A 20,810-nucleotide genomic window follows, 5' to 3' on the forward strand; every position below is an offset into this window, starting at 1 on the left:
GAGACGTATCATTTTTCGATATGGAAATGTTCGATCCTTGTTACGTTTTTCTTCTTGTTACTTTACACGTTTGGTACTAGGTGAAACTTGTACGTTCAACAACTTTTAGTAGATTGAGTTTGCGATATTTACGAAAACCACCAACAGAGTTGCTACCTTCCTTACACGTATACTATAACACGAAACGGAAGCGTTTGCAAAAGAAAAAGGTCGTTTTCCTCAAAAAAAAAGACCGGCGAACCGATCTTTTAAGCAAGTGCTCGTTTAGGTAGATTGTCATAAAACGCTGCTTTGGTTGCACTGATGTATGGCGTCAACCATAAGTAGCCGATTCCTGCTGTCATGATGGCCAAAATGTGCCAGCCGATGAAGCTCAGATCAAGGATGAACAGTTGCCCTTTGTAGCCTCTCATTAAATGACGGCTACCTGTGATGCAGCTGAGAAAATCTGGTCGCATGCCCGTTTCTTCATAGGTATCATAAAAGACAAAATATGCTTGAGAATAAGAATAAGCTTTGATGATCCCAGGAATGATAAACAGGAACGTCCACAACGTCGTGAAAATAGTCGACAGAATATAAATGACGATGATCCCTAACACGAAAGCACCACTGAAGCCACGAAAGACATCAGAAAAGGGTTGGATCGACTGTTTTTTACCGCGTAAAAGATCAAGGAAAGTCCAAGAGATCCCAGCACCGAATAAGGCAGAAAATAGACCGCTGATCAAACCGCCGCCGCCACTGCCACCACTGCCGCTAGCGGAATTGACTGCATCGGTAGAACCAAGATCATTGAACATACCGCTTTGATACAATGGAATAACAGTAAGGACGATAATGACGAATGCGATAGCGATCGAGATCAAAGTCGGTACAATACACATCAAAACACTGTCTTTCCAGCGTCCTCGCAGCATTGCTTTTGCTTCTGCTTTTAGTTCTCTATTTGATTTCATTTCAAAAAACCTCCCTTCAATATAAATAACATGATAGCAAACTTTCGCTAAATCTTCAAAAAAAAGTAATAGATGTTTCGCATGACTAGGAGAAAATACTCTTAGTTTCTTTAAACTTCCTTGCAAAATGTAAGGGCAACCCTTATCATAGATAGCGTTGCACAGTTAATCGAGTATAGAGAGAAAGTAGGGAAATGAATGACGGAACCAGCCATTCGTTATCGTCTGATAAAGAAAGAAAAGCATACCGGTGCCCGTTTAGGCGAATTGATCACGCCTCACGGAACCTTTCCAACGCCAATGTTCATGCCAGTCGGCACATTAGCAACGGTCAAAACCCTTGCCCCTGAAGAGTTGAAAGAAATGGGTGCAGGCGTCATTTTAAGCAATACCTATCACTTGTGGTTACGTCCAGGAGAAGACATTGTTGCAGAAGCAGGCGGCTTACATAAATTTATGAATTGGGATCAACCGATCTTAACAGATTCAGGTGGCTTCCAAGTCTTTTCATTAGCCGAAATGCGCAACATCGTCGAAGAAGGTGTCCATTTCAAAAACCATTTGAATGGGTCGAAAATGTTTTTATCTCCTGAAAAAGCGATTGATATCCAAAACAAATTAGGGTCAGATATCATGATGAGTTTTGATGAGTGTCCGCCATTTGATGAAAGCTATGACTACGTCAAAAAATCGGTGGAACGGACGTCTCGCTGGGCGGAGCGTGGCTTGAAAGCCCATGCCAATCCAGATCGTCAAGGCTTGTTTGGGATCATTCAAGGTGCAGGCTTTGAAGACTTGCGCAAGCAAAGTGCCCAAGACTTGATCAGTATGGACTTCCCAGGGTATTCCATCGGCGGCCTGTCAGTTGGCGAACCAAAAGCGGAAATGAATCGCGTGTTGGAATTTACGACTCCTTGGATTCCAGAAAACAAACCACGTTACCTGATGGGCGTTGGGGCAGCTGACTCCTTGATCGATGGCGTGATTCGCGGTGTCGATATGTTCGACTGCGTTTTACCAACACGGATCGCAAGAAACGGTACCTGCATGACTTCAAAAGGTCGTTTAGTCGTGAAAAATGCGCAATATGCCCGTGACTTTCGACCAATTGACGAGAAGTGTGATTGCTATACATGTAAAAACTATTCTCGTGCGTACATCCGCCACTTGATCAAATGTGATGAAACCTTTGGTATGCGTTTGACGTCTTACCACAATGTCTACTTCTTATTGAATCTGATGAAAAATGTCCGTCAAGCCATCATGGATGACAACTTGTTGGAGTTCCGTGAGCATTTTATTGAAGAGTATGGGTTCAACAAGGAAAATGCGAGGAATTTCTAACATTCTCTACTAAAATGGTGGGAATAATAGAGGAATTCTGATAAAGTATCTTATAGGAAAGAAAATAAATCGAGGTGAAAAAAATGGCACAATCTTTACCAATGCTCTTTATGCTGGTTGCTTTAGTGGCAATGTGGTTCTTTATGAGTCGTTCACAAAAGAAACAACAGCAAGAGCGTAAAAATCTTTTAGAAAATATGAAAGCTGGCGATGAAGTCGTAACCATCGGCGGACTCCACGGCGTTCTTTCTGAAGTCAACACAGAAAAAAGCACCGTGATCATCGACTGTGAAGGAATTTTCTTAGAGTTTGATCGTTCAGCGATCCGCACAGTGAAACCTGGAACTGTTGCATCCGTTGAAACACAAATCGAACCAGCTGATGTCGAAGACGCAACGAGCATCCAAGACGAAACCAAAGAATAAGCACAAACGCACCGTCGCTTTCTCAGAAGCGATGGTGCATTTTTTTAGTAGTCGGACAGTTTCTAAAATAAAACAAGCACCGCAGCAAAACAGAGATCGCTCGTTTTGCTGCGGTGCTTTGATTGCCTTCGTTACTCGATCGGAATCAGTTTCTTTGACGCTTGTTTGCCTTGGTCTTTTGGCAACGTCAATTTCAAAATTCCTTCAGCGTAAGAGGCTTTGATTTCATCCTCTTTGACGTTTTCTAACAGGTATTGCCGCCGAACGCTTGTCAAGCTGCGCTCGCTGCGAACCAGACGTCCTTTTTCATCTTCGGTCGCATGATCCGTCTGGTGTTGTCCCGTAATCGTTAAAACCCCATTTTCATAGGTTACTTGAATATTTTCCTTAGGGATGCCAGGCAGTTCTGCTTCAACGAGAAATTCCTTGTCATTCTCGTGAATATCGGTTTTGATCAGGTTCGATGGAAACCCATCAAAAAAACTGCGGCCAAAATCTTCAAAGAAATCAAAAGGTGTCATACTGTATGAATCTGAGCGGCGTGGCACAATCTCATGTGTCATAAGAATCATCCTTTCTTTATTCTTTTGTTTTTACACTTTTTATTTTATTCATTTTTTAGCGAATTTCAAGTGATTTACTCGCTTTAAAAAAATCTTAAAAAACCTTTGATACCAACGTTTTACTCCTTGATTTTGGCGTGTTTTTACATTGCTTCGTTCCTGTTTTTCCCCTCATTTCGCCTACTTTTTCTGCGTGACAGTATATACTTAATGATATATACTAAAAGCGAAGTGGAGGAGGAAAAACATGGCACGTTATAGAAAACGAATGCTTGTTGCTTTGATCTATGCATTGCTGTCGTCGATTGCCCTAAATCTCTTTTGGCTGCCGGGAAATATTTATGCGAGTGGGATCACTGGTTTGTCGCAATTGTTGTCGCAGCTTTTAGATGAGCAGTTGAATCTGCAGCTTTCGATCCCGCTTTTGGTGCTTTTTTTTAATGCGCCATTGTTAGCGGTTGCTTGGGTCAAAATCGATCGAGAATTTACCATCATGACGGTTTGTACCGTCGTCCTGTCTTCTGTTATGATGAAGGTGGTACCGGTCATTGTTTTAACGACCGATCCGGTGATCTGTACCGTGTTTGGCGGATTGCTGCACGGGGTGTCGGTGGGCTTGACATTGAACGACGATTTTTCAACGGGTGGGCTTGACATTTTAGGGATTTTAGTGAAAAAAGCCACTGGTAGAAGTATCGGCAGTTTCTTTATCGGCTTCAATGTCAGTTTGCAGCTAGCAGCTGGGCTGATCTTTGGCTGGCCTTATGCTTTTTATAGTGCCATTTCCTTCTTCATCAGTGGGCGGATGGTCGACTACGTCAACCTGAAGCAGCGGCGTGTGCAGCTGCTGGTCGTTACAGAAAAAGCAGAACCCGTCATTACGACGTTGCAATGTGCCTTGCAGCGAGGCATCACGGTCATCAACGATGTCGAAGGTGGATTTGATCATCAACAGAAAAAACTATTATTACTGGTCATTTCCCATAGAGAACTCAAGACCGTCGAAGGCATGATCCAAGGAATCGATGAACAAGCGTTTGTCAGTGTTTCTTCTGGCGTCAGTGCCAATCGATCGTTTTATGAATGGTAGCAAAGTGAAAGAAAGTAGGAGAGACGTTGAAAAAACAAGCAGTATTTCAAGAAGTTGCCCAGCAGATTGCGCAACGGGTTCATGAAGGTACGTACGTGACGAGCCAAAAGCTTCCTTCCGATTATGATTTAGCAGAGGAATTTCAGTGCAGCCGTTTAACGGTGCGCAAAGCCATCGATCTATTAATTGGCCAGAATTTGTTAGTGAAAGAAAAAGGCAAAGGAACCTATGTCATGAAACAGCCCAAGATCCAAAGCGGCTCTGGCGGGCTCCAAAGTTTTACCGAGACCGCCAAAATCCAAGGGAAAAAGACCCGTACGGAAGTTTTGCATATCGAAACCGTCAAAGAGCTCCCGATAGAGATTGGTCAGCTGTTTGGCGATTACGGCAAGGAACCGATCGTTTATTTGGTGCGCTTGCGTTACTTTGATGATGAGCCGATGACGGTGGAAAATCTTTACGTACTGAAACGCTATCTGCAAGAAGACACCGCAGAACTCACGAAAGCTCAATTAGAGTCGTCTTTGTATCAAGTCATTGAAGCCAACATCGAGATTGGTTATTCCCATCAAGAGGTGGAAGCTGTGAAAAGTCCTGCCGATATTGCGAAACTTTTACAGGTGCCTCAAGAGGAACCGATACTTTTGGTCCATTCGATGACCTATTCCGCATCAGCCAAACCGATCTTATACGATACATCCTATTACCGAGCAGACAAATATACCTTCAAAAATACATTAGTGCGTCAAAAATAAAATCAATCCTTTAGAGGTGAAGACAATGGATCCACTCACAGCAAGTATTGAAGCCAATTGGTCAGAATTTCTCACGCTTTTGAGCGAGGTGATGCAGATCGCAAGCGTCAAAGGTGAGCCGGCGCCTCATGCGCCTTATGGCACAGGACCACGAGAAGTGTTAGCATACGTCATGGAAAAAAGCGCAGCATACGGGTTTCAAACAACGGTCATCGATGATGCGATCGGCTATGCCCATTGGGGAACAACGGATACCGACTATATCGGTGTGTTAGGACACTTGGATGTCGTCTCGGCAGGTTCTGGCTGGAGCTACCCACCGTTTGCACTAACTGAAAAAGACGGCAACTTTTATGGCCGAGGGATCTTAGATAACAAAGGCCCGATCATCAGCTGTTTGTTTGCCATGAAAGTATTGAAAGACCTTGGTCATCAACCGCAATTACCGCTGCGGATCATTTTCGGTACAGATGAAGAAAGCGGCATGTCGGATATCCCGCATTATCTAGCGGTTGAGCAGCCACCGCGTTTTGGTTTTACGCCAGACTGCAAGTATCCAGTGGTTTACGGCGAACGGGGTGTCGTCAATGTGCAACTTGATTTTCCATTGCCCGTCCAAGAACAGCAGCTGTTAGCTGCGTTTTCTGGCGATCAATTCCGCGATCATGTGCCAGACCACCTGTCGGTAACCGTAGGCAGCCAGTCCTTTGAAGCACTAGGCAAACGCTCCCCTAGCAATGCCCCTGAGCTAGGGGACAATGCCATTACAAAACTTGCGCAGCAAGCGGCACCGCAACTGGCGGCGACACCGTCATTGCAAGCAGCTTTGCAGTGGATCACCCAAAGTTTTCACCAGCAGCACTATGGCGAAGGCATTGATTTGGTACTAGAAGATGCCGACTCAGGAAAATTGATCTTGACCCCTGTGGTTCTCCAAAAATCCGCCAGTGGACTAGCGTTAGAAGTGGCCTTCCGCTATCCTGTATCGGTAACGGAGGAACAAGTGCTCGCTGGGGTGCAAAAGGCATTGCCAAAAGGGGCAAGCCTTACGATCCTTCGCAGCATTCCAGGGTTCTGCCGATCAAAAGATGCCCCCGAAATCCAAAAGCTATCGACGATCTATCACCAAGTAACGGGCAATGATCCAACCCCCGTGACCACTACAGGAGCAACCTATGCCCGCAAGATGCCAAACATCCTTGCTTTTGGTCCGTCTTTTCCAGGGCAAAAAGGGATCGCTCATAACCAAGATGAGTACATGGCGGTTGCCGATCTACGGACGAATCTTGAAATTTATTTGCGCAGCTTACAAGCACTGACAAAATAAGCGAAGACACGAACGAAGAAGAGTTTTTCCAATTTTTTTGAGAAACTCTTTTTTTAGTATAGACATATTAGTATATACCGTATAGAATATACTTGAAAGCGCTATGAAAAATGGAGGGATATTTATGTGGGGAATGATTGCTACATGGCGGATGGCACACGATGGCGTGCTCGCTGCTAAAGCAATATTAGAGCAACAAGGCTCCTGCCAAGATGCAGTAGAAACAGCCATTAAAGCAGTGGAAGATTATCCATTTTATAAATCGGTGGGGTATGGCGGACTGCCCAACGAAGAAGGCGTGTTGGAAATGGACGCTGCCTTCATGGATGGTGATACCTTCAAAATTGGTGCCGTCGCTGGGATCGTCGATGTGGAAAATCCTATTTCCGTGGCACGCAGCCTAAGTGAGGAGAAATTCAATAGTTTTCGGATCGGCCAAGGAGCGGTCGCTTATGCGCTTGCTGAAGGATTCCAGCCCAAAGAGATGCTGACACCGCGAGCCAAAACCATTTGGGAAAAGCGCAAAGCAGAGATCGCTGCCAACAACCTCGATCCCTATGACGGCCACGATACAGTGGGAGTAGTTGCGCTGGATGAACACCAAAGCATGGCAGCAGGAACCTCTAGTTCTGGTTTATTTATGAAAAAAAGCGGTCGTGTTGGCGATTCACCTTTGTCTGGATCTGGTTTTTATGTGGATAGTGAAATCGGCGGTGCCGCTGCCACAGGGTTAGGGGAAGACTTGATGAAAGGCTGCCTTTCCTACGAAATCGTCCGTTTGATGGGAGAAGGGCTAGCACCGCAAGAAGCATGTGATCAAGCCGTTTACGACTTTGAAGCGCGATTGAAGAAGCGCTACGGCAAAGCCGGCGCCTTCTCGCTGATCGCCTTAGATAAACAGGGTCGCTGGGGGGTGGCAACCAATGTAGAATTTACCTTTAGTGTCGCAACCACCAATCAAGCGCCTGCTATTTTTATGGCAACACCAGGACCTGAGCAGACAACCGTGATCGAACCCATCACGAAAGAATGGTTGGAAGCTTATGAAAAACGAATCAAAGCGCCGGTCTAACAACCGCGATTGAGAAAAACAAACATTGGAGGAATGGATATGGCAACGAAAAAAATCTATTTGTTTTGTGAAGCTGGAATGTCAACGAGTATCATGGTCAATAAAATGATGGAAGTCGTCAAAAAGCACAACATGCCTTTGACGATCGAAGCATTCCCTGCGATCCATGCAGAAGAAAAAGTCGAACAAGAAAAACCAGTCGCTATTTTGTTAGGTCCACAAGTACGACACTTAGATAGCAAAATGAAAGCAACTTTCGAGCCAATGGGGATTCCAGTCGGCACGATCGCGACAGAAGCATACGGCATGATGGATGGCGAACGAGCGTTGAAAGATGCCTTAAGCTTGATCAAAAAAGCCAAAGCAAAGTAATAAAAGTGTTGGAGTAACAGGGGACTACGTGTTATCTGCCAGATAGCACGCAGATGGGAGGAAGAAAAATGCAGAAATTTTTAAACTGGTTAGAAAAAGTGTTAACACCGATGGCAAAGACGATCGGTGAAAACAAATACTTGATTGCGATTCGTGATGGTTTCTTATTATCCACACCGTTGTTGATCGTGGGTTCACTCTTTTTAGTCTTGACCAATTTTCCGATTCCAAATTGGAACGAGATGATGAGCAGTTTTCTGGGAGACAACTGGGCAACGATGTTGAATATGCCAGCAACAGCCAGCTTTGACATTATGACGATTTTAGCCGTTGGTGGGATCGGGTATAGTTTGGCAAAACAGTTTAAAGTTGATGCCATGCAAGCAGCCATTATTTCACTCGTTTCTTTTTTTATCGTGACACCATTTACGACCGTTTTCACACCAGAAGGCTCTACGGAAGTATATGAAGTTGGCAGCCTGCCATTACGATGGATGGGTTCTAGCGGTTTGTTCTTAGGGATGGTCGTTGCCTTGATTTCCACCAGAATGTTCGTTGCGTTATTACGCAAAGGGTGGACGATCAAGATGCCTGACGGTGTTCCCCCAACCGTGGTGAAATCCTTTGAGGCGTTGATTCCCAGCTTTGTGATCGTGACGGTTTTTATGATCGCCAACTGGTTAGCCAACTTGACGTCTTATGGCAATCTCCAAGAGATCCTCTTTAAGTTCTTACAGACACCGTTGTTAAGTTTAGGAAATACTTTAGGTGCCATGATCATAGCCTACCTATTTTTGCATTTTTTCTGGTTCTTTGGGATCAATGGTTCCAGTGTGGTCGGCGCTGTCTTCAACCCTATCTTACGAGCATTATCTATTGAAAATTTAGATGCTTTCAAGAATGGCGCAGAAATTCCTAACATCATCACCGGTCAATTTCAAGACATGTTCGCGACCTTTGGTGGGGGCGGTTCGACATTATCTTTGATTTTAGTCATGATCTTAGTCTGTAAAAGCCAACGGGTCAAAAAACTATCACAGTTATCGTTGATTCCAGGTATTTTCGGGATCAATGAACCCATCATCTTTGGGTTACCGATCGTCTTGAATCCAGTTCTGCTGATTCCTTTTGCTTTAGTGCCAACGATCAATATTATAATCTCATACTTCTGTATGGATCTTGGGTTAGTCAACTATACCAATGGAATTCAACTGCCATGGACCACGCCACCGATTATTTCTGGTTTCTTAGTCAGTGGTTGGCAAGCGTCCGTGTTACAAGTCTTGTTGATCCTCTTAGGAATGGCTATTTATTATCCGTTTATCAAAGTCTTAGATAATCAATATCTAAAAGAAGAAGCGGATACCGTTGAACAAGAAGAAGAGGAAATCAATTTTGATGATTTCGATTTTGATGATCTATAAGAAAAGAGGCACCGCTCATGAAAAAAATAATTTTGATTCTCAATCATGTCACTGCAGGGATGGGAAGTGATGAAAATGCTCAGTTGCCGCCAAGCGGCAAAAAAGCTGCCCTTGGTCCGGGTCGAACCTTGAATCCACTTTTTCAAGAGCAAGACGCACAAATTGTTGCAACGCTTTATTGTGGTGACCAATATTATCACGAGCATCAAGAAGAAGTGAATAAAAAATTTGTGGGGTTTGCTAAAAAATTTGACGCCGATGCCGTTCTTTGCGGACCTGCGATGCATTATCCTAATTTTGGCGAAATGGCAGCAGGATTGACGAAAGTATTCAATGCACAAGGAATTCCAGGGGCTGCAGCGATGTCAGAGGAAAACCCAGCAGTGGCAATCTATGCCAAAGACATCTATATCTTGAAGATGCCGAAAAAAGGCGGAATCGGATTGAATGATTCCTACAAAAAGATGGCGCACGTTGTTTCCCAGCTTGCCCACGGAAAGCCTCTAACAGAAGCAGATCGAGACGATTTGTTTTAAAGAGAAAGACGATCAGCGCTGGCTGGTCGTTTTTTTGTCCTCGATAGACACTAATAGCCATTGAAAGAAGGGCAGAATACTAGAGGGAGTATACGGCAATCTTAGATAAAATAGTAGAAGGAAGAGTGATTTTTTTCAAAAGTGAACAAAAAGTTTTTTAACCTATTGTTCAACTTAGCACATGACATTTTTCTTAATAAAAACCGAAACTTTTGTCCACTTATTTTCCTTAAAAGTTATTGAAAACGCTTAATTTAAAGGGAGTTTAATAAAACTGTGAAAAAAATCACAAAAACTATTTACAAACGAAAAAAGATGTTGTATGATCTGTATGTGAAGTAGTTAACAAACAAAACATGTTTAAAAACTAGGAGGACATACAATGGCTAAGACATTGGAAAAAGAAGTGACAATCGACGTACAAGCAATGATTGACGATTTAGCAACGAAGGCAAATGTGGCGTTAAAAGAAATGGAAAGCTTTGATCAAGAAAAAGTGGACCACATTGTTCATGAAATGGCAATGGCAGCATTAGACAAACATATGCCTTTAGCTAAAATGGCAGTAGAAGAAACTGGCCGTGGTATCTATGAAGATAAAGCGATCAAAAACATGTACGCTTCAGAATATATTTGGAACAGTATCAAACATGACAAAACAGTCGGCGTGATCAATGAAGACAAACAAAAAGGCTTGATCGAAATCGCTGAACCAGTTGGTGTCGTTTGTGGGGTAACACCAACAACTAACCCAACATCTACAACGATCTTTAAAGCAATGATCGCTTTGAAAACACGTAACCCGATCGTTTTTGCTTTCCACCCATCTGCACAAAAATGTTCAGCAGAAGCTGCACGTATCGTTCGTGATGCAGCCATCGCTGCTGGGGCACCTGAAAACTGTGTGCAATGGATCGAACATCCATCAATCGAAGCGACTGGCTTATTGATGAACCACCCAGGAATTGCGATCGTATTAGCAACTGGTGGCGCTGGCATGGTCAAAGCAGCATACTCAACTGGTAAACCTGCATTAGGTGTTGGACCAGGGAACGTACCTGCATATATCGAAAAAACAGCGAAAGTGAAACGAGCAGTCAATGACTTGATCGTATCAAAAACTTTTGATAACGGAATGATCTGTGCCTCTGAACAAGCAGTGATCGTTGATAAAGAAGTCTATGCCTCTGTGAAAGCAGAATTTGAAGCACATCAAGTCTATGTTGTAAAAGCAAAAGAATTACAAAAACTTGAAGATGCCGTGATGAACGAAGGAAAATATGCCGTAAATCCAGCAATCGTTGGACATTCAGCAATGGAAATTGCGAAATTAGCAGGCATCAACGTACCAGAAGGAACAAAATTATTGATCGCTGAACTTGACGGTGTCGGTGCTGATTACCCACTATCAAGAGAAAAACTTTCTCCAGTTTTAGCAATGATCAAAGCAAACAACACAGAAGACGCGTTCGAAAAATGTGAAGCAATGCTTGATTTAGGCGGATTAGGCCATACAGCGGTGATCCACACTGAAAACGAAGACTTGCAATTAGCATTCGGCCTACGCATGAAAGCTTGCCGTATCTTAGTTAACACACCATCTGCAGAAGGTGGTATCGGAAATATCTACAACGAAATGATTCCATCATTGACACTTGGTTGTGGTTCATACGGGAAAAATTCTGTATCACGAAATGTTTCTGCTGTGAACTTGATCAACGTGAAAACTGTAGCGAAACGGAGAAATAATATGCAATGGTTTAAATTGCCACCAAAAATCTTCTTTGAAAAGAACTCTCTAATGTACTTGGAGAAAATGGAAAACGTTGAACGTGTCATGATCGTTTGTGACCCTGGTATGGTTCAATTCGGCTATTGCGATACGGTTCGTGAAGTACTTGCTCGTCGTAAAAATGACGTGAAAATCGAAGTCTTCTCTGACGTAGAACCAAACCCATCAACAAACACCGTTTACGCTGGAACAAAAATGATGGTTGATTTCAAACCAGATACAGTGATCGCCCTTGGTGGTGGATCAGCAATGGATGCTGCCAAAGGCATGTGGATGTTCTATGAGCACCCAGATACTTCATTCTTCGGCGCGAAACAAAAATTCTTAGATATCCGTAAACGGACATACAAGATCGACAAACCAGAAAAAACGCAATTCGTTTGTATCCCAACAACGTCTGGTACTGGTTCTGAAGTAACACCATTTGCGGTTATCACTGACAGTGAAACACACGTGAAGTACCCATTAGCTGATTACGCATTGACACCAGATGTTGCAATCGTTGACCCTCAATTCGTAATGTCAGTACCTGCTTCTGTTACAGCAGACACTGGAATGGACGTTTTGACTCATGCGATCGAATCTTATGTGTCAGTAATGGCATCTGATTACACTCGTGGATTGAGCTTACAAGCAATCAAGTTAGTCTTTGACTACTTAGAAAAATCAGTGAAAACACCTGATATGGAATCTCGCGAAAAAATGCATAATGCCTCAACAATGGCAGGTATGGCCTTCGCCAATGCATTCCTAGGTATTTGTCACTCAGTAGCCCACAAAATCGGTGGTGAATATGGTATTCCTCACGGACGTACAAATGCGATTCTTTTACCGCACATCATCCGTTACAATGCCAAAGACCCACAAAAACATGCAATGTTCCCTAAATATGACTTCTTCCGTGCCGATACAGATTACGCAGACATTGCGAAATTCTTAGGTCTTAAAGGCAAAACAACGGCTGAATTGGTTGAAGCATTGGCAACAGCTGTTTACGAATTAGGACAATCTGTTGGTATCGATATGAGCTTGAAAGCGCAAGGCGTCACTCAACAAACACTAGATACAACAGTTGATCGCATGGCTGAATTGGCTTACGAAGACCAATGTACAACAGCAAATCCAAAAGAACCACTAATCTCTGAATTGAAACAAATCATCGTTGATGCCTATAACGGCTAAACAATGAATCAAGAACACCCTGCGGTATCTTAGCTGCCGCAGGGTGTTCTTTTGTCGTCTCTTTTTTTGGAAAAGTAAGCCGACAGTTGCCGCCTTTTTGCCCAGATCAGTTAAGAATGCGAAAAATAGCAATTGAACAGGGTGGATCATAAAAAAGGAGTGGATTTCTCCACTCCGTAAAAGTCTCGTTTTTTCAGGATGTCACCAAGGCTGCTGCTTTTTTTTTGCTAAAACAGATACGCTCGTTACTTGCTGACGTTTTTCTTCAAGCGTAGCATCTGGAAGCTTTGTTTTTCCAAGACGACACGCAAAATGCCGTCATTCAATTCCGCTGTTTTTCCATTGACGGGCACAACGTTGTTCGGGGTTGCTTCGGTATTGGCGGCATGCAAGTCTGGGTGGTGCAAGACTTGATGGGTAGCGATTTGCAATGAATCATATTGACGCAAGTCGCAAGTGAATTCGTTGGCATCCTGCAAATCCTTATTTACTAAGAAAAAGGTCAAATAGTCATCTTCGTTTTCGATCGCAATGGCATCCACATAAGAAGCTTTTCCGTGGCTGCTATCGAAATCAGCTCCTCGAAGGATGCTATGCAACACGTGACCGCGACCATAGTTGCTGATCATTTCATAGGGATAAAAAATCGTTTGTTTCCAAGCGGCAGTGTCGGAAGTCATGATCGGTGCGATCACGTTGACCAGCTGTGCCATGCAGGCGATTTTAACGCGATCTGCGTGATGAAGCATCGTGATCATCATGCTTGCGACGAGTAACGCATCTTCAAAGTGATAGACGTCTTCTAATTGTGGTGGGTGTTGACTCCAAGGTTCAATTTTTTGATCCTGTTCATTTGAGTGATACCAGACGTTCCATTCGTCGAAGGAAATATTGATCGTCTTCTTGCTTCGGCGTTTGGCTTTCACTGCATCACAGATTGCTGCGACTTGACTGATGAACTGATCCATTGCGACATTGCTTGCTAGATAATCTTGGCTATCGCCGTTACGGTTGCCATAATATTGGTGCATGGAAATGTAGTCGACTTGATCGTAACAATGACTTAATACTGTATCTTCCCACATGCCAAAGGTCGGCATCGTGAGAGAAGAACTACCGCAAGCGACGGTTTCGATCGTTGGGTCCACCAGACGCATCGCTTTGCCAGCTTCTTCTGCGAGACGGCCATATTCATCGGCTGTCTTATGTCCTTCTTGCCAAGGACCGTCCATTTCATTGCCTAGACACCAAAGTTTGATGTCATGAGGATCGGCCACCCCATGGGCACGACGGAGGTCACTATAATAGCTGCCGCCTTTTAAATTGGTATATTCGATCAAGTTTTTTGCTGCTTCGATTCCTCGTGTCCCAAGATTGATCGCCATCATCGGTGCCGTATTGACTTGCTTGGTCCAATCCATAAATTCGTTTAAGCCGAACTGATTACTTTCGATTACCCGCCAGGCCAAATCGATTTTTGCTGGCCGTTGCTCTTTAGGGCCGACGCTATCTTCCCATTTATACCCAGAGACGAAATTGCCTCCTGGGTAACGGACGATCGGCACATTCAACTGCTTGATCAAGGCAGCGACATCTTGACGAAAGCCTTGCTCATCTGCAAAAGGACTTTCTGGTTGATAGATCCCTTCGTACACACAGCGCCCTAAGTGCTCCACAAAAGAGCCGTAGATCCGTTCGTCGACTGGTGCCAAAATAAAGTGTTTGTCTAAATACATCGTAGTTTTCTTCAATTTTGCAACCCCTTTCTTTTCTTTCATTGTAGCGATAGTCCATGAAAATAAACACTACATTCTGTCTTATTCTATTGACGTTTTGTCCGTTTTCTTTATACTAAAGGCAAGGAGGAAGGAGTGAGAAGTTGAACGTAACCTATTCAGGATTTCAAATGCACAATGCTGTTTTCGATCATATTTATCGACCCTCTGGCTTAAAGCATTATCTTTTCGTGTTGACGTTGTCTCCAATGGTTTTCACTTTTGAAGATGGTCATCAAGAAACTAGTGAAAAAGGTAGCTGCATTCTTTTTCCTCCAACCGTCTATCAAGATTATCGTGGCAAAGAAGATTTTTTTAATAGCTTTGTTGAGTTTCAAACGGATCAGGTGATCGAAGAAACCTATGCGATCCCTTGTAACCAACTGTTCCAGCCGAAAAATATTCAACAAATCAACAAATTGATCCAAAAGATCAATCATGAATCCTTGTTGCCACAACGGCACACGGAAGAATTGATCGCGGCGTATATGACAAATCTATTGGTCTTACTTGAACGCAATTTTGAAGAAAGCATCCCGCAACCACAAAACGAACACTATCAACTGTTTCAAGCGATGCGGTTGAAAATGTTAGTCAATTGCGAACAGCAATGGGATTTTTACCAGTTTAGCCGAGAGCTTTCCATCGGTAAAAGCCAATTCTATAAGCTCTATCAACAATTTTTTCATACCACGCCCAAAGAAGATTTATTGCAAGCTCGGTTTCAAAAATTTTTTTATTTACGCAGCAACGAAACACTAACGATTCGAGAGGCGGCGTTTCAATCTGGTTTCCAAAATATCAACCATTTTAATCGGCTCTTTGCGAAGCGCTATGGCTGTGCACCGTCAAAGTACCAACAGGAGCAATAGGCAGGTCTGATCGGTAAAAACGCAGAAAAAAGTCCGACGAATTCTTGACTGATGAAAGAGAAAACGGGACAATGTCATTAGGAGGTGGCGTATGGATACAGAAACGATCGTAAGCGAACTTTCTAAACGTTCAAGCGAATTGGAAGCGCTACAAAGAAAATTGAGTCAAAGTCAATTAATGAATAATGAAGCGGCACAAACGTTCATTTTTGACTTAAAGGATTATTTAGATAGCTTAAAGCTCGTAACAGATTTAGTACCGTCAGCGGCAACTACAGCAGCGGAAGTTGACCAGTTGTCGTACGTCTTAGGTGAACAAAATCAAAGCATCCAACAGCTGCTGGTTATTTTGGAAGAAGCCGAAGCAAATGACGACCAGCGCTTTTTTGGCAAAAGTGTGGGAGAAGTGCGGCGGATGATTGGCAGTCTGTCTGGGATCCTGGAACTAAACGGTCTGTTGCTGCAAGACAATCGTGGCTTTCAGCAAGTCGTGAAGGAAACTGGACCGCTTCAGGTGACTGAAACAAAGGAAGTCCCTGAGAAAAAAGGGTTTCTCCAAAAGCTTTTTGGGAAATAAGCACTGATCGTCGATCGCAATACGTGTACTTGTATCTCAAACGGTTCTCCATAATGCGTGAAGAACCCTTTAAGGAGACGACTTTTTTTAGGAGAAAGGGGGGCTTGAAGATGGCAGAAACAGTCACACTTCAATCGATTACGGAAGAAATGATTGCTGAACTTTGGTCGATCAGCTATGGGCCTAAGGCAGATTTAGAATGGAAAAAATGGGACGGACCGTATTTCCAAGACCCCGTGTTGACGTGGGAAGAATTTCGAAAGGGGTTTGGTGCTAGCTGTATCGACAACCCGTTACGTAAAGCGATCAGCTATCAAGGAAGAATCGTAGGGATCGCGACCGCTTATTGGGAAGACAATACCTTGCAGCAGTGGTTGGAATTCGGGATAGCCATCTATGATGCTTCCCTTTGGAATCAAGGGATTGGCAGCCAAGCAATTCGCCAGTGGATCAATGAGTTGTTTGAATCACAGCCTCATATCCAGCGTGTTGGTTATACCACGTGGTCGGGCAATCACCGCATGATGAAACTAGGAGAAAAGCTAGGGATGACCAAAGAAGCCCAGATCCGCAAAGTCCGTTTCTGGGAAGGCACCTATTATGATTCCATCAAGTATGGCATCTTGCGAGAAGAATGGGCACAGCAGAAGTGAAGGTAGGGGATGCGGCAGCCAATGTCGTATTCCTTTTTTTATTACAAAAAATTAAAAAATTTCTAGCATTACAGACAATAACCATGTACTATCTCTATGTAATACTTTATAATAATTCCAATGTACAGATTAGAAATATTTTAAAAAAGTCGGGAATAGCGTTTGAAGTTCATTCTCAATTAGTCTAAAATAGTGAGAAAGAAAAGATACTGGAGGGAAAGAAATGTCAGTTTTAGAAATTAAAAATCTACACGTCCAAATCGAAGATAAAAAGATCTTAAAAGGCGTTGACTTAGTGTTAAAAACTGGAGAGATCCATGCCATCATGGGACCAAACGGTACAGGGAAATCAACCTTGTCCGCTGCCATCATGGGCAACCCGAATTATGAAGTGACAGAAGGGGAAATTTTGTTCGACGGCGAAAATGTCTTGGAAATGGAAGTGGATGAGCGGGCTCGTTTAGGTCTGTTCTTGGCGATGCAATACCCAAGTGAAATTCCAGGCATCACCAATGCGGAATTTATGCGGGCAGCGATCAATGCCAAACGTGACGAAGACGACAAAATCTCTGTCATGGATTTCTTGAAAAAATTAGATGAAAAAATGGATTTATTGAATATGCCAGAAGAAATGGCGGAACGCTATTTGAATGAAGGCTTCTCTGGTGGAGAAAAGAAACGAAATGAAATCTTACAATTGTTGATGCTAGATCCAACCTTTGCGATTTTGGATGAGATCGACTCTGGTCTAGATATTGATGCCTTGAAAGTCGTAGCAAAAGGCGTCAATGAAATGCGCGGCGAAGGCTTTGGCGCTTTGATCATCACCCATTACCAACGTCTGTTAAACTACATCACACCAGACGTGGTTCATATCATGATGGAAGGCCGTGTCGTGATGACCGGTTCGGCAGATTTAGCCAAACGCCTAGAAGCAGAAGGCTATGCTGGGATCAGTAAAGAGTTAGGGATCGACTACAAAGAAGAAGAAGCGTAAGGAGGCAAGGTAAATGGCAAAATTACAGGATTATCTTGAACAAGTCAACGTTTTTTCAGCGTTAAAAGAAGAGCCTGAATGGATGTTGGAATTACGCCAAGCAGCCCTTGCGAAAGTGGATGAACTTGCGTTTCCAAAAATCGAGCGGGTGCGTTACGAGCGTTGGCCATTGTTCAATATCGACGAACAAGCACTTGCTGGTGAAAAAGAATTTGCAGGCTTCATCGATCCAACCTTACCTGCAAGTGAATCTAAGGAGACAGGTGCTGGCTTGGTTCCCGCCTTTGACGCGATGGATAACCATCCGACTCTCGTTCAGTTTGATGACACCACCATCTTTGAGCAATTACCGCAAGAGCTGATTGACAAAGGCGTGATCTTCACCGACTTGTTTACAGCAATGAAAGAAGTACCAGAGTTGGTCAATCAATACTACATGACCAAAGCAGTACCAATGGATGAAGACAAAATGACCGCAGCACATGCGGCGTTTATGAATAGCGGCATGTTCTTGTATGTACCAAAAAACGTGGTGATCGAAGAACCCCTTGAAGCGATTTTCTATCACAATGGCAATAGTCAAGTGCATTTCTTCAAACACATTTTGATCGTTGCTGATGAGCACAGTGAGTTCAGCTACTTGGAACGTTTCCAAACCAAAGGCGACCAAGCGAAAAAACTGTCTGGCAATATCGTAGTGGAAGTGATCGCCAAAGCAGGTGCGAAGGTCAAATTCTCTGCGATTGATCAGTTAGGTGTCAACATCACTACGTACATGAATCGTCGCGGCTATGTATTACGAGATGCGATGGTAGATTGGGCAATTGGAGTCATGAATGACGGCGACGTCGTGGCGGACTTTGATTCTGATCTTGTAGGCGAAGGCGCGCATTCGGAAGTCAAAGCGGTCGCAATCAGTGCTGGGCGTCAAACACAAGGAATCGACACTCGCGTCACCAACAAAGCACCGCATTCCATTGGCCATATCCTGCAACACGGCGTCATTAGAGAACGCGGCGTCTTAACCTTTAACGGTATCGGACACATTTTAAAAGGAGCAAAAGGGGCGGACGCGCAACAAGAAAGTCGGGTCTTGATGCTTTCTGACCAAGCCCGGGGCGATGCCAACCCAATCCTTTTGATCGATGAGCACGAAGTAACCGCCGGACACGCAGCCAGTGTGGGACGGGTCGATCCAGAAGAAATGTACTACTTGATGAGTCGTGGGCTGCGCAAAGCAGAAGCGGAACGTTTGGTGATTCGTGGTTTCTTAGGCTCCGTCTTGACCGCGATCCCAGTCAAAGAAGTGCAACAAGAATTGGTTGCCGTTATCGAAGGGAAGTTACTCGCATGATCGATGCCCAAAAAGTGAAACAAGCGTTTCCCATCTTGGATCAGCTCGTAAATGACGAACCATTGATCTACCTCGACAATGCCGCCACTACGCAAAAGCCAGAGGCGGTGCTGCAGGCGATCACCGATTATTACCATCAAGACAATGCCAATGTTCATCGTGGGGTCCATACCCTCGCAGAACGGGCGACCCATTCCTATGAAGGCGCACGGGAAAAAGTGCGCCGCTTTATCCATGCGAATGAAACGGCGGAAGTGCTGTTTACTCGAGGGACGACCACTGGTTTAAATTGGGTCTCCCGCAGCTACGGCGACCGTTTTGTCAATGAAGGTGATGAAATCGTGATTTCCTATATGGAACATCATTCCAATATCATCCCTTGGCAACAATTAGCAGCCCGAAAAAAAGCTACCTTGAAATATATCCAGCTGACGCCAGAAGGCACCTTGGACATGGAAGATGCCAAGAAACAGATCACAGAAAAAACCGCTATCGTTTCGATCGCTCATGTTTCCAATGTTTTAGGCGTGATCAATCCGATTGCGGAGCTAACCAAATTGGCGCATCAGCACCAAGCCGTCATGGTGGTGGATGGTGCACAGGCTGTTCCACATATGGCAGTTGATGTCCAAGCACTGGATTGTGACTTCTATGCCTTTTCTGGCCATAAAATGTGCGGACCAACTGGTATCGGTGTCTTATACGGCAAGCGGCAATGGCTGGATCAGATGGAGCCCGTCGAATTTGGCGGTGAAATGATCGATTTTGTCCATCTGCAAGAAAGCACGTGGAAAGAACTGCCGTGGAAATTTGAAGCTGGTACACCAAATATTGCCGGTGCGATCGGTTTAGGTGCAGCGGTGGATTACTTAACAGAAATCGGCTTAGAAAACATCCACGCCCATGAAGCAGACTTAGCTGCTTACGTTTTGCCAAAACTGCAAGCCATTGAAGGCTTGACCATCTATGGCCCCCAAGAAGCAGCGAAACGCACGGGAGTGATCGCGTTTAATCTAGCAGGCATCCATCCTCATGATGTTGCCACCGCTTTAGACATGGAAGGCATCGCGGTACGGGCAGGTCATCATTGTGCCCAACCCCTCTTGAGCTATTTGCAAGTCCCAGCGACTGCACGGGCCAGCTTTTACCTGTATAATACAAGAGAGGACGCCGATCGACTGGTTGACGCCATCAAGCTGACGAAGGAGTTTTTCCAACATGGCACTAACGAAATTAGATAATTTGTATCGACAAGTCATTCTGGATCATTCCAGCCACCCACATCATCGGGGCACCTTGGATGATTCAACGTATAAAGTCGAATTGAATAACCCTACCTGTGGCGACGTGATCCACTTGGAGCTCGCTGTCGAAGGAGACACCATCAAAGATATCGCGTTTACTGGCGAAGGCTGTTCCATCAGTACCGCCAGTGCATCCATGATGGGGGATGCGATTATCGGTAAGACACTAGCAGAAGCTGGTGAACTATCAGGCTTGTTTTCTGAGCTCGTCCAAGGAAATGACATTCCCCAAAGCGATCGCTTAGGCGATGCTTCCATGCTTGGAGGTGTGGCGAAGTTTCCTGCACGCATCAAGTGTGCGACCTTAGCTTGGAAAGCATTAGAAAAAGCTATTGCTGCTGATAGTACACAAGCATCTGTCAGTCACAGCCACGCCAATGAATCTGACACTGAAGAAACCAGCGAATAGACAACCGCACTACAAAAGGAGTGAGAAC

Annotated in this window: 20 protein-coding genes; 17 read left to right on the forward strand and 3 right to left on the reverse strand. The window is 44.2% G+C overall.

All coding sequences use genetic code 11. The features are described 5' to 3' along the window. Positions 1–248: 248 nt before the first annotated feature. A complete protein-coding gene (locus tag IGI71_RS02450) occupies positions 249–959 on the reverse strand; it encodes a DUF975 family protein (protein ID WP_010748743.1) in 711 nt (236 codons plus the stop codon). Between the two features lie 198 nt (positions 960–1,157). On the opposite strand from IGI71_RS02450, the gene tgt reads away from it, so the two are divergent. Both tgt and yajC read left to right on the forward strand, forming a co-directional pair. After that, positions 1,158–2,303 carry a tRNA guanosine(34) transglycosylase Tgt gene (gene tgt / locus IGI71_RS02455; protein ID WP_005227333.1) on the forward strand — a complete coding sequence of 382 codons (1,146 nt, stop codon included), beginning with the start codon at positions 1,158–1,160 and terminating at the stop codon, positions 2,301–2,303. A gap of 83 nt (positions 2,304–2,386) precedes the next feature. Beyond that, positions 2,387–2,728: a preprotein translocase subunit YajC gene (gene yajC / locus IGI71_RS02460; protein ID WP_005232170.1), complete on the forward strand. Its 342-nt coding sequence runs from the start codon at positions 2,387–2,389 to the stop codon at positions 2,726–2,728. A 131-nt stretch (positions 2,729–2,859) separates the two neighbouring features. Here yajC and IGI71_RS02465 read toward each other — a convergent pair whose 3' ends face one another. Then, positions 2,860–3,291: an Hsp20/alpha crystallin family protein gene (locus IGI71_RS02465; protein WP_005227339.1), complete on the reverse strand. Its 432-nt coding sequence runs from the start codon at positions 3,289–3,291 to the stop codon at positions 2,860–2,862. A gap of 247 nt (positions 3,292–3,538) precedes the next feature. Between IGI71_RS02465 and IGI71_RS02470 the strand changes: the two genes are divergently transcribed. The 8 genes from IGI71_RS02470 (at position 3,539) to adhE (ending at position 12,841) form a co-directional block, all read left to right on the forward strand. Continuing rightward, a complete protein-coding gene (locus tag IGI71_RS02470; protein WP_231472792.1) occupies positions 3,539–4,381 on the forward strand; it encodes a YitT family protein in 843 nt (280 codons plus the stop codon). A 26-nt stretch (positions 4,382–4,407) separates the two neighbouring features. Continuing rightward, positions 4,408–5,136 (forward strand): GntR family transcriptional regulator, LSA1692 subfamily, encoded by a 729-nt coding sequence (locus IGI71_RS02475; RefSeq protein ID WP_231472791.1) that lies wholly within the window; start codon positions 4,408–4,410, stop codon positions 5,134–5,136. A 25-nt stretch (positions 5,137–5,161) separates the two neighbouring features. Then, positions 5,162–6,463, forward strand: a complete 1,302-nt coding sequence (locus IGI71_RS02480) for a Sapep family Mn(2+)-dependent dipeptidase (protein ID WP_231472790.1) — start codon at positions 5,162–5,164, stop codon at positions 6,461–6,463. Positions 6,464–6,587: 124 nt separating this feature from the next. Next, entirely contained in the window at positions 6,588–7,535 is a 948-nt protein-coding gene (locus IGI71_RS02485) for a N(4)-(beta-N-acetylglucosaminyl)-L-asparaginase (RefSeq protein ID WP_060792619.1), read from the forward strand. 39 nt (positions 7,536–7,574) lie between these two features. Then, the gene (locus tag IGI71_RS02490) at positions 7,575–7,907 is read left to right on the forward strand and encodes a PTS sugar transporter subunit IIB (protein ID WP_005227348.1); all 333 of its coding nucleotides are present in this window, start codon (positions 7,575–7,577) and stop codon (positions 7,905–7,907) included. A 68-nt stretch (positions 7,908–7,975) separates the two neighbouring features. After that, positions 7,976–9,331: a PTS cellobiose transporter subunit IIC gene (gene celB / locus IGI71_RS02495; RefSeq protein WP_428210987.1), complete on the forward strand. Its 1,356-nt coding sequence runs from the start codon at positions 7,976–7,978 to the stop codon at positions 9,329–9,331. 17 nt (positions 9,332–9,348) lie between these two features. After that, positions 9,349–9,867, forward strand: a complete 519-nt coding sequence (locus tag IGI71_RS02500; RefSeq protein WP_231472789.1) for a GrdB-related putative oxidoreductase — start codon at positions 9,349–9,351, stop codon at positions 9,865–9,867. Between the two features lie 382 nt (positions 9,868–10,249). Continuing rightward, positions 10,250–12,841 (forward strand): bifunctional acetaldehyde-CoA/alcohol dehydrogenase, encoded by a 2,592-nt coding sequence (gene adhE / locus IGI71_RS02505; protein WP_010748754.1) that lies wholly within the window; start codon positions 10,250–10,252, stop codon positions 12,839–12,841. A 245-nt stretch (positions 12,842–13,086) separates the two neighbouring features. Here adhE and IGI71_RS02510 read toward each other — a convergent pair whose 3' ends face one another. Next, a complete protein-coding gene (locus tag IGI71_RS02510) occupies positions 13,087–14,619 on the reverse strand; it encodes an alpha-N-arabinofuranosidase (RefSeq protein WP_015508906.1) in 1,533 nt (510 codons plus the stop codon). 101 nt (positions 14,620–14,720) lie between these two features. Here IGI71_RS02510 and IGI71_RS02515 point away from each other — a divergent pair, with 101 nt between their 5' ends. The 7 genes from IGI71_RS02515 (at position 14,721) to sufU (ending at position 20,782) form a co-directional block, all read left to right on the forward strand. Then, positions 14,721–15,488: an AraC family transcriptional regulator gene (locus IGI71_RS02515; RefSeq protein ID WP_231472787.1), complete on the forward strand. Its 768-nt coding sequence runs from the start codon at positions 14,721–14,723 to the stop codon at positions 15,486–15,488. Positions 15,489–15,579: 91 nt separating this feature from the next. After that, complete coding sequence (locus IGI71_RS02520; RefSeq protein ID WP_231472786.1) at positions 15,580–16,065, forward strand: hypothetical protein; 486 nt, start codon at positions 15,580–15,582, stop codon at positions 16,063–16,065. Between the two features lie 110 nt (positions 16,066–16,175). Next, positions 16,176–16,718, forward strand: coding sequence for a GNAT family N-acetyltransferase (locus IGI71_RS02525; protein ID WP_231472785.1), 543 nt, complete (start codon positions 16,176–16,178; stop codon positions 16,716–16,718). A gap of 223 nt (positions 16,719–16,941) precedes the next feature. Then, positions 16,942–17,715, forward strand: a complete 774-nt coding sequence (gene sufC / locus IGI71_RS02530) for a Fe-S cluster assembly ATPase SufC (RefSeq protein ID WP_005232112.1) — start codon at positions 16,942–16,944, stop codon at positions 17,713–17,715. A gap of 13 nt (positions 17,716–17,728) precedes the next feature. After that, positions 17,729–19,069 carry a Fe-S cluster assembly protein SufD gene (gene sufD, locus IGI71_RS02535; protein WP_221692537.1) on the forward strand — a complete coding sequence of 447 codons (1,341 nt, stop codon included), beginning with the start codon at positions 17,729–17,731 and terminating at the stop codon, positions 19,067–19,069. Further along, positions 19,066–20,310 carry a cysteine desulfurase gene (locus tag IGI71_RS02540; RefSeq protein WP_223079669.1) on the forward strand — a complete coding sequence of 415 codons (1,245 nt, stop codon included), beginning with the start codon at positions 19,066–19,068 and terminating at the stop codon, positions 20,308–20,310. The genes sufD and IGI71_RS02540 overlap by 4 nt, the downstream gene beginning before the upstream one ends. Beyond that, positions 20,288–20,782, forward strand: a complete 495-nt coding sequence (gene sufU, locus IGI71_RS02545; protein ID WP_005232105.1) for a Fe-S cluster assembly sulfur transfer protein SufU — start codon at positions 20,288–20,290, stop codon at positions 20,780–20,782. The genes IGI71_RS02540 and sufU overlap by 23 nt, the downstream gene beginning before the upstream one ends. Positions 20,783–20,810: the final 28 nt, after the last annotated feature.

Source organism: Enterococcus sp. DIV1279b, from assembly GCF_050531515.1.
In the GTDB taxonomy this organism is placed as follows: Bacteria; Bacillota; Bacilli; order Lactobacillales; family Enterococcaceae; genus Enterococcus_D; species Enterococcus_D casseliflavus.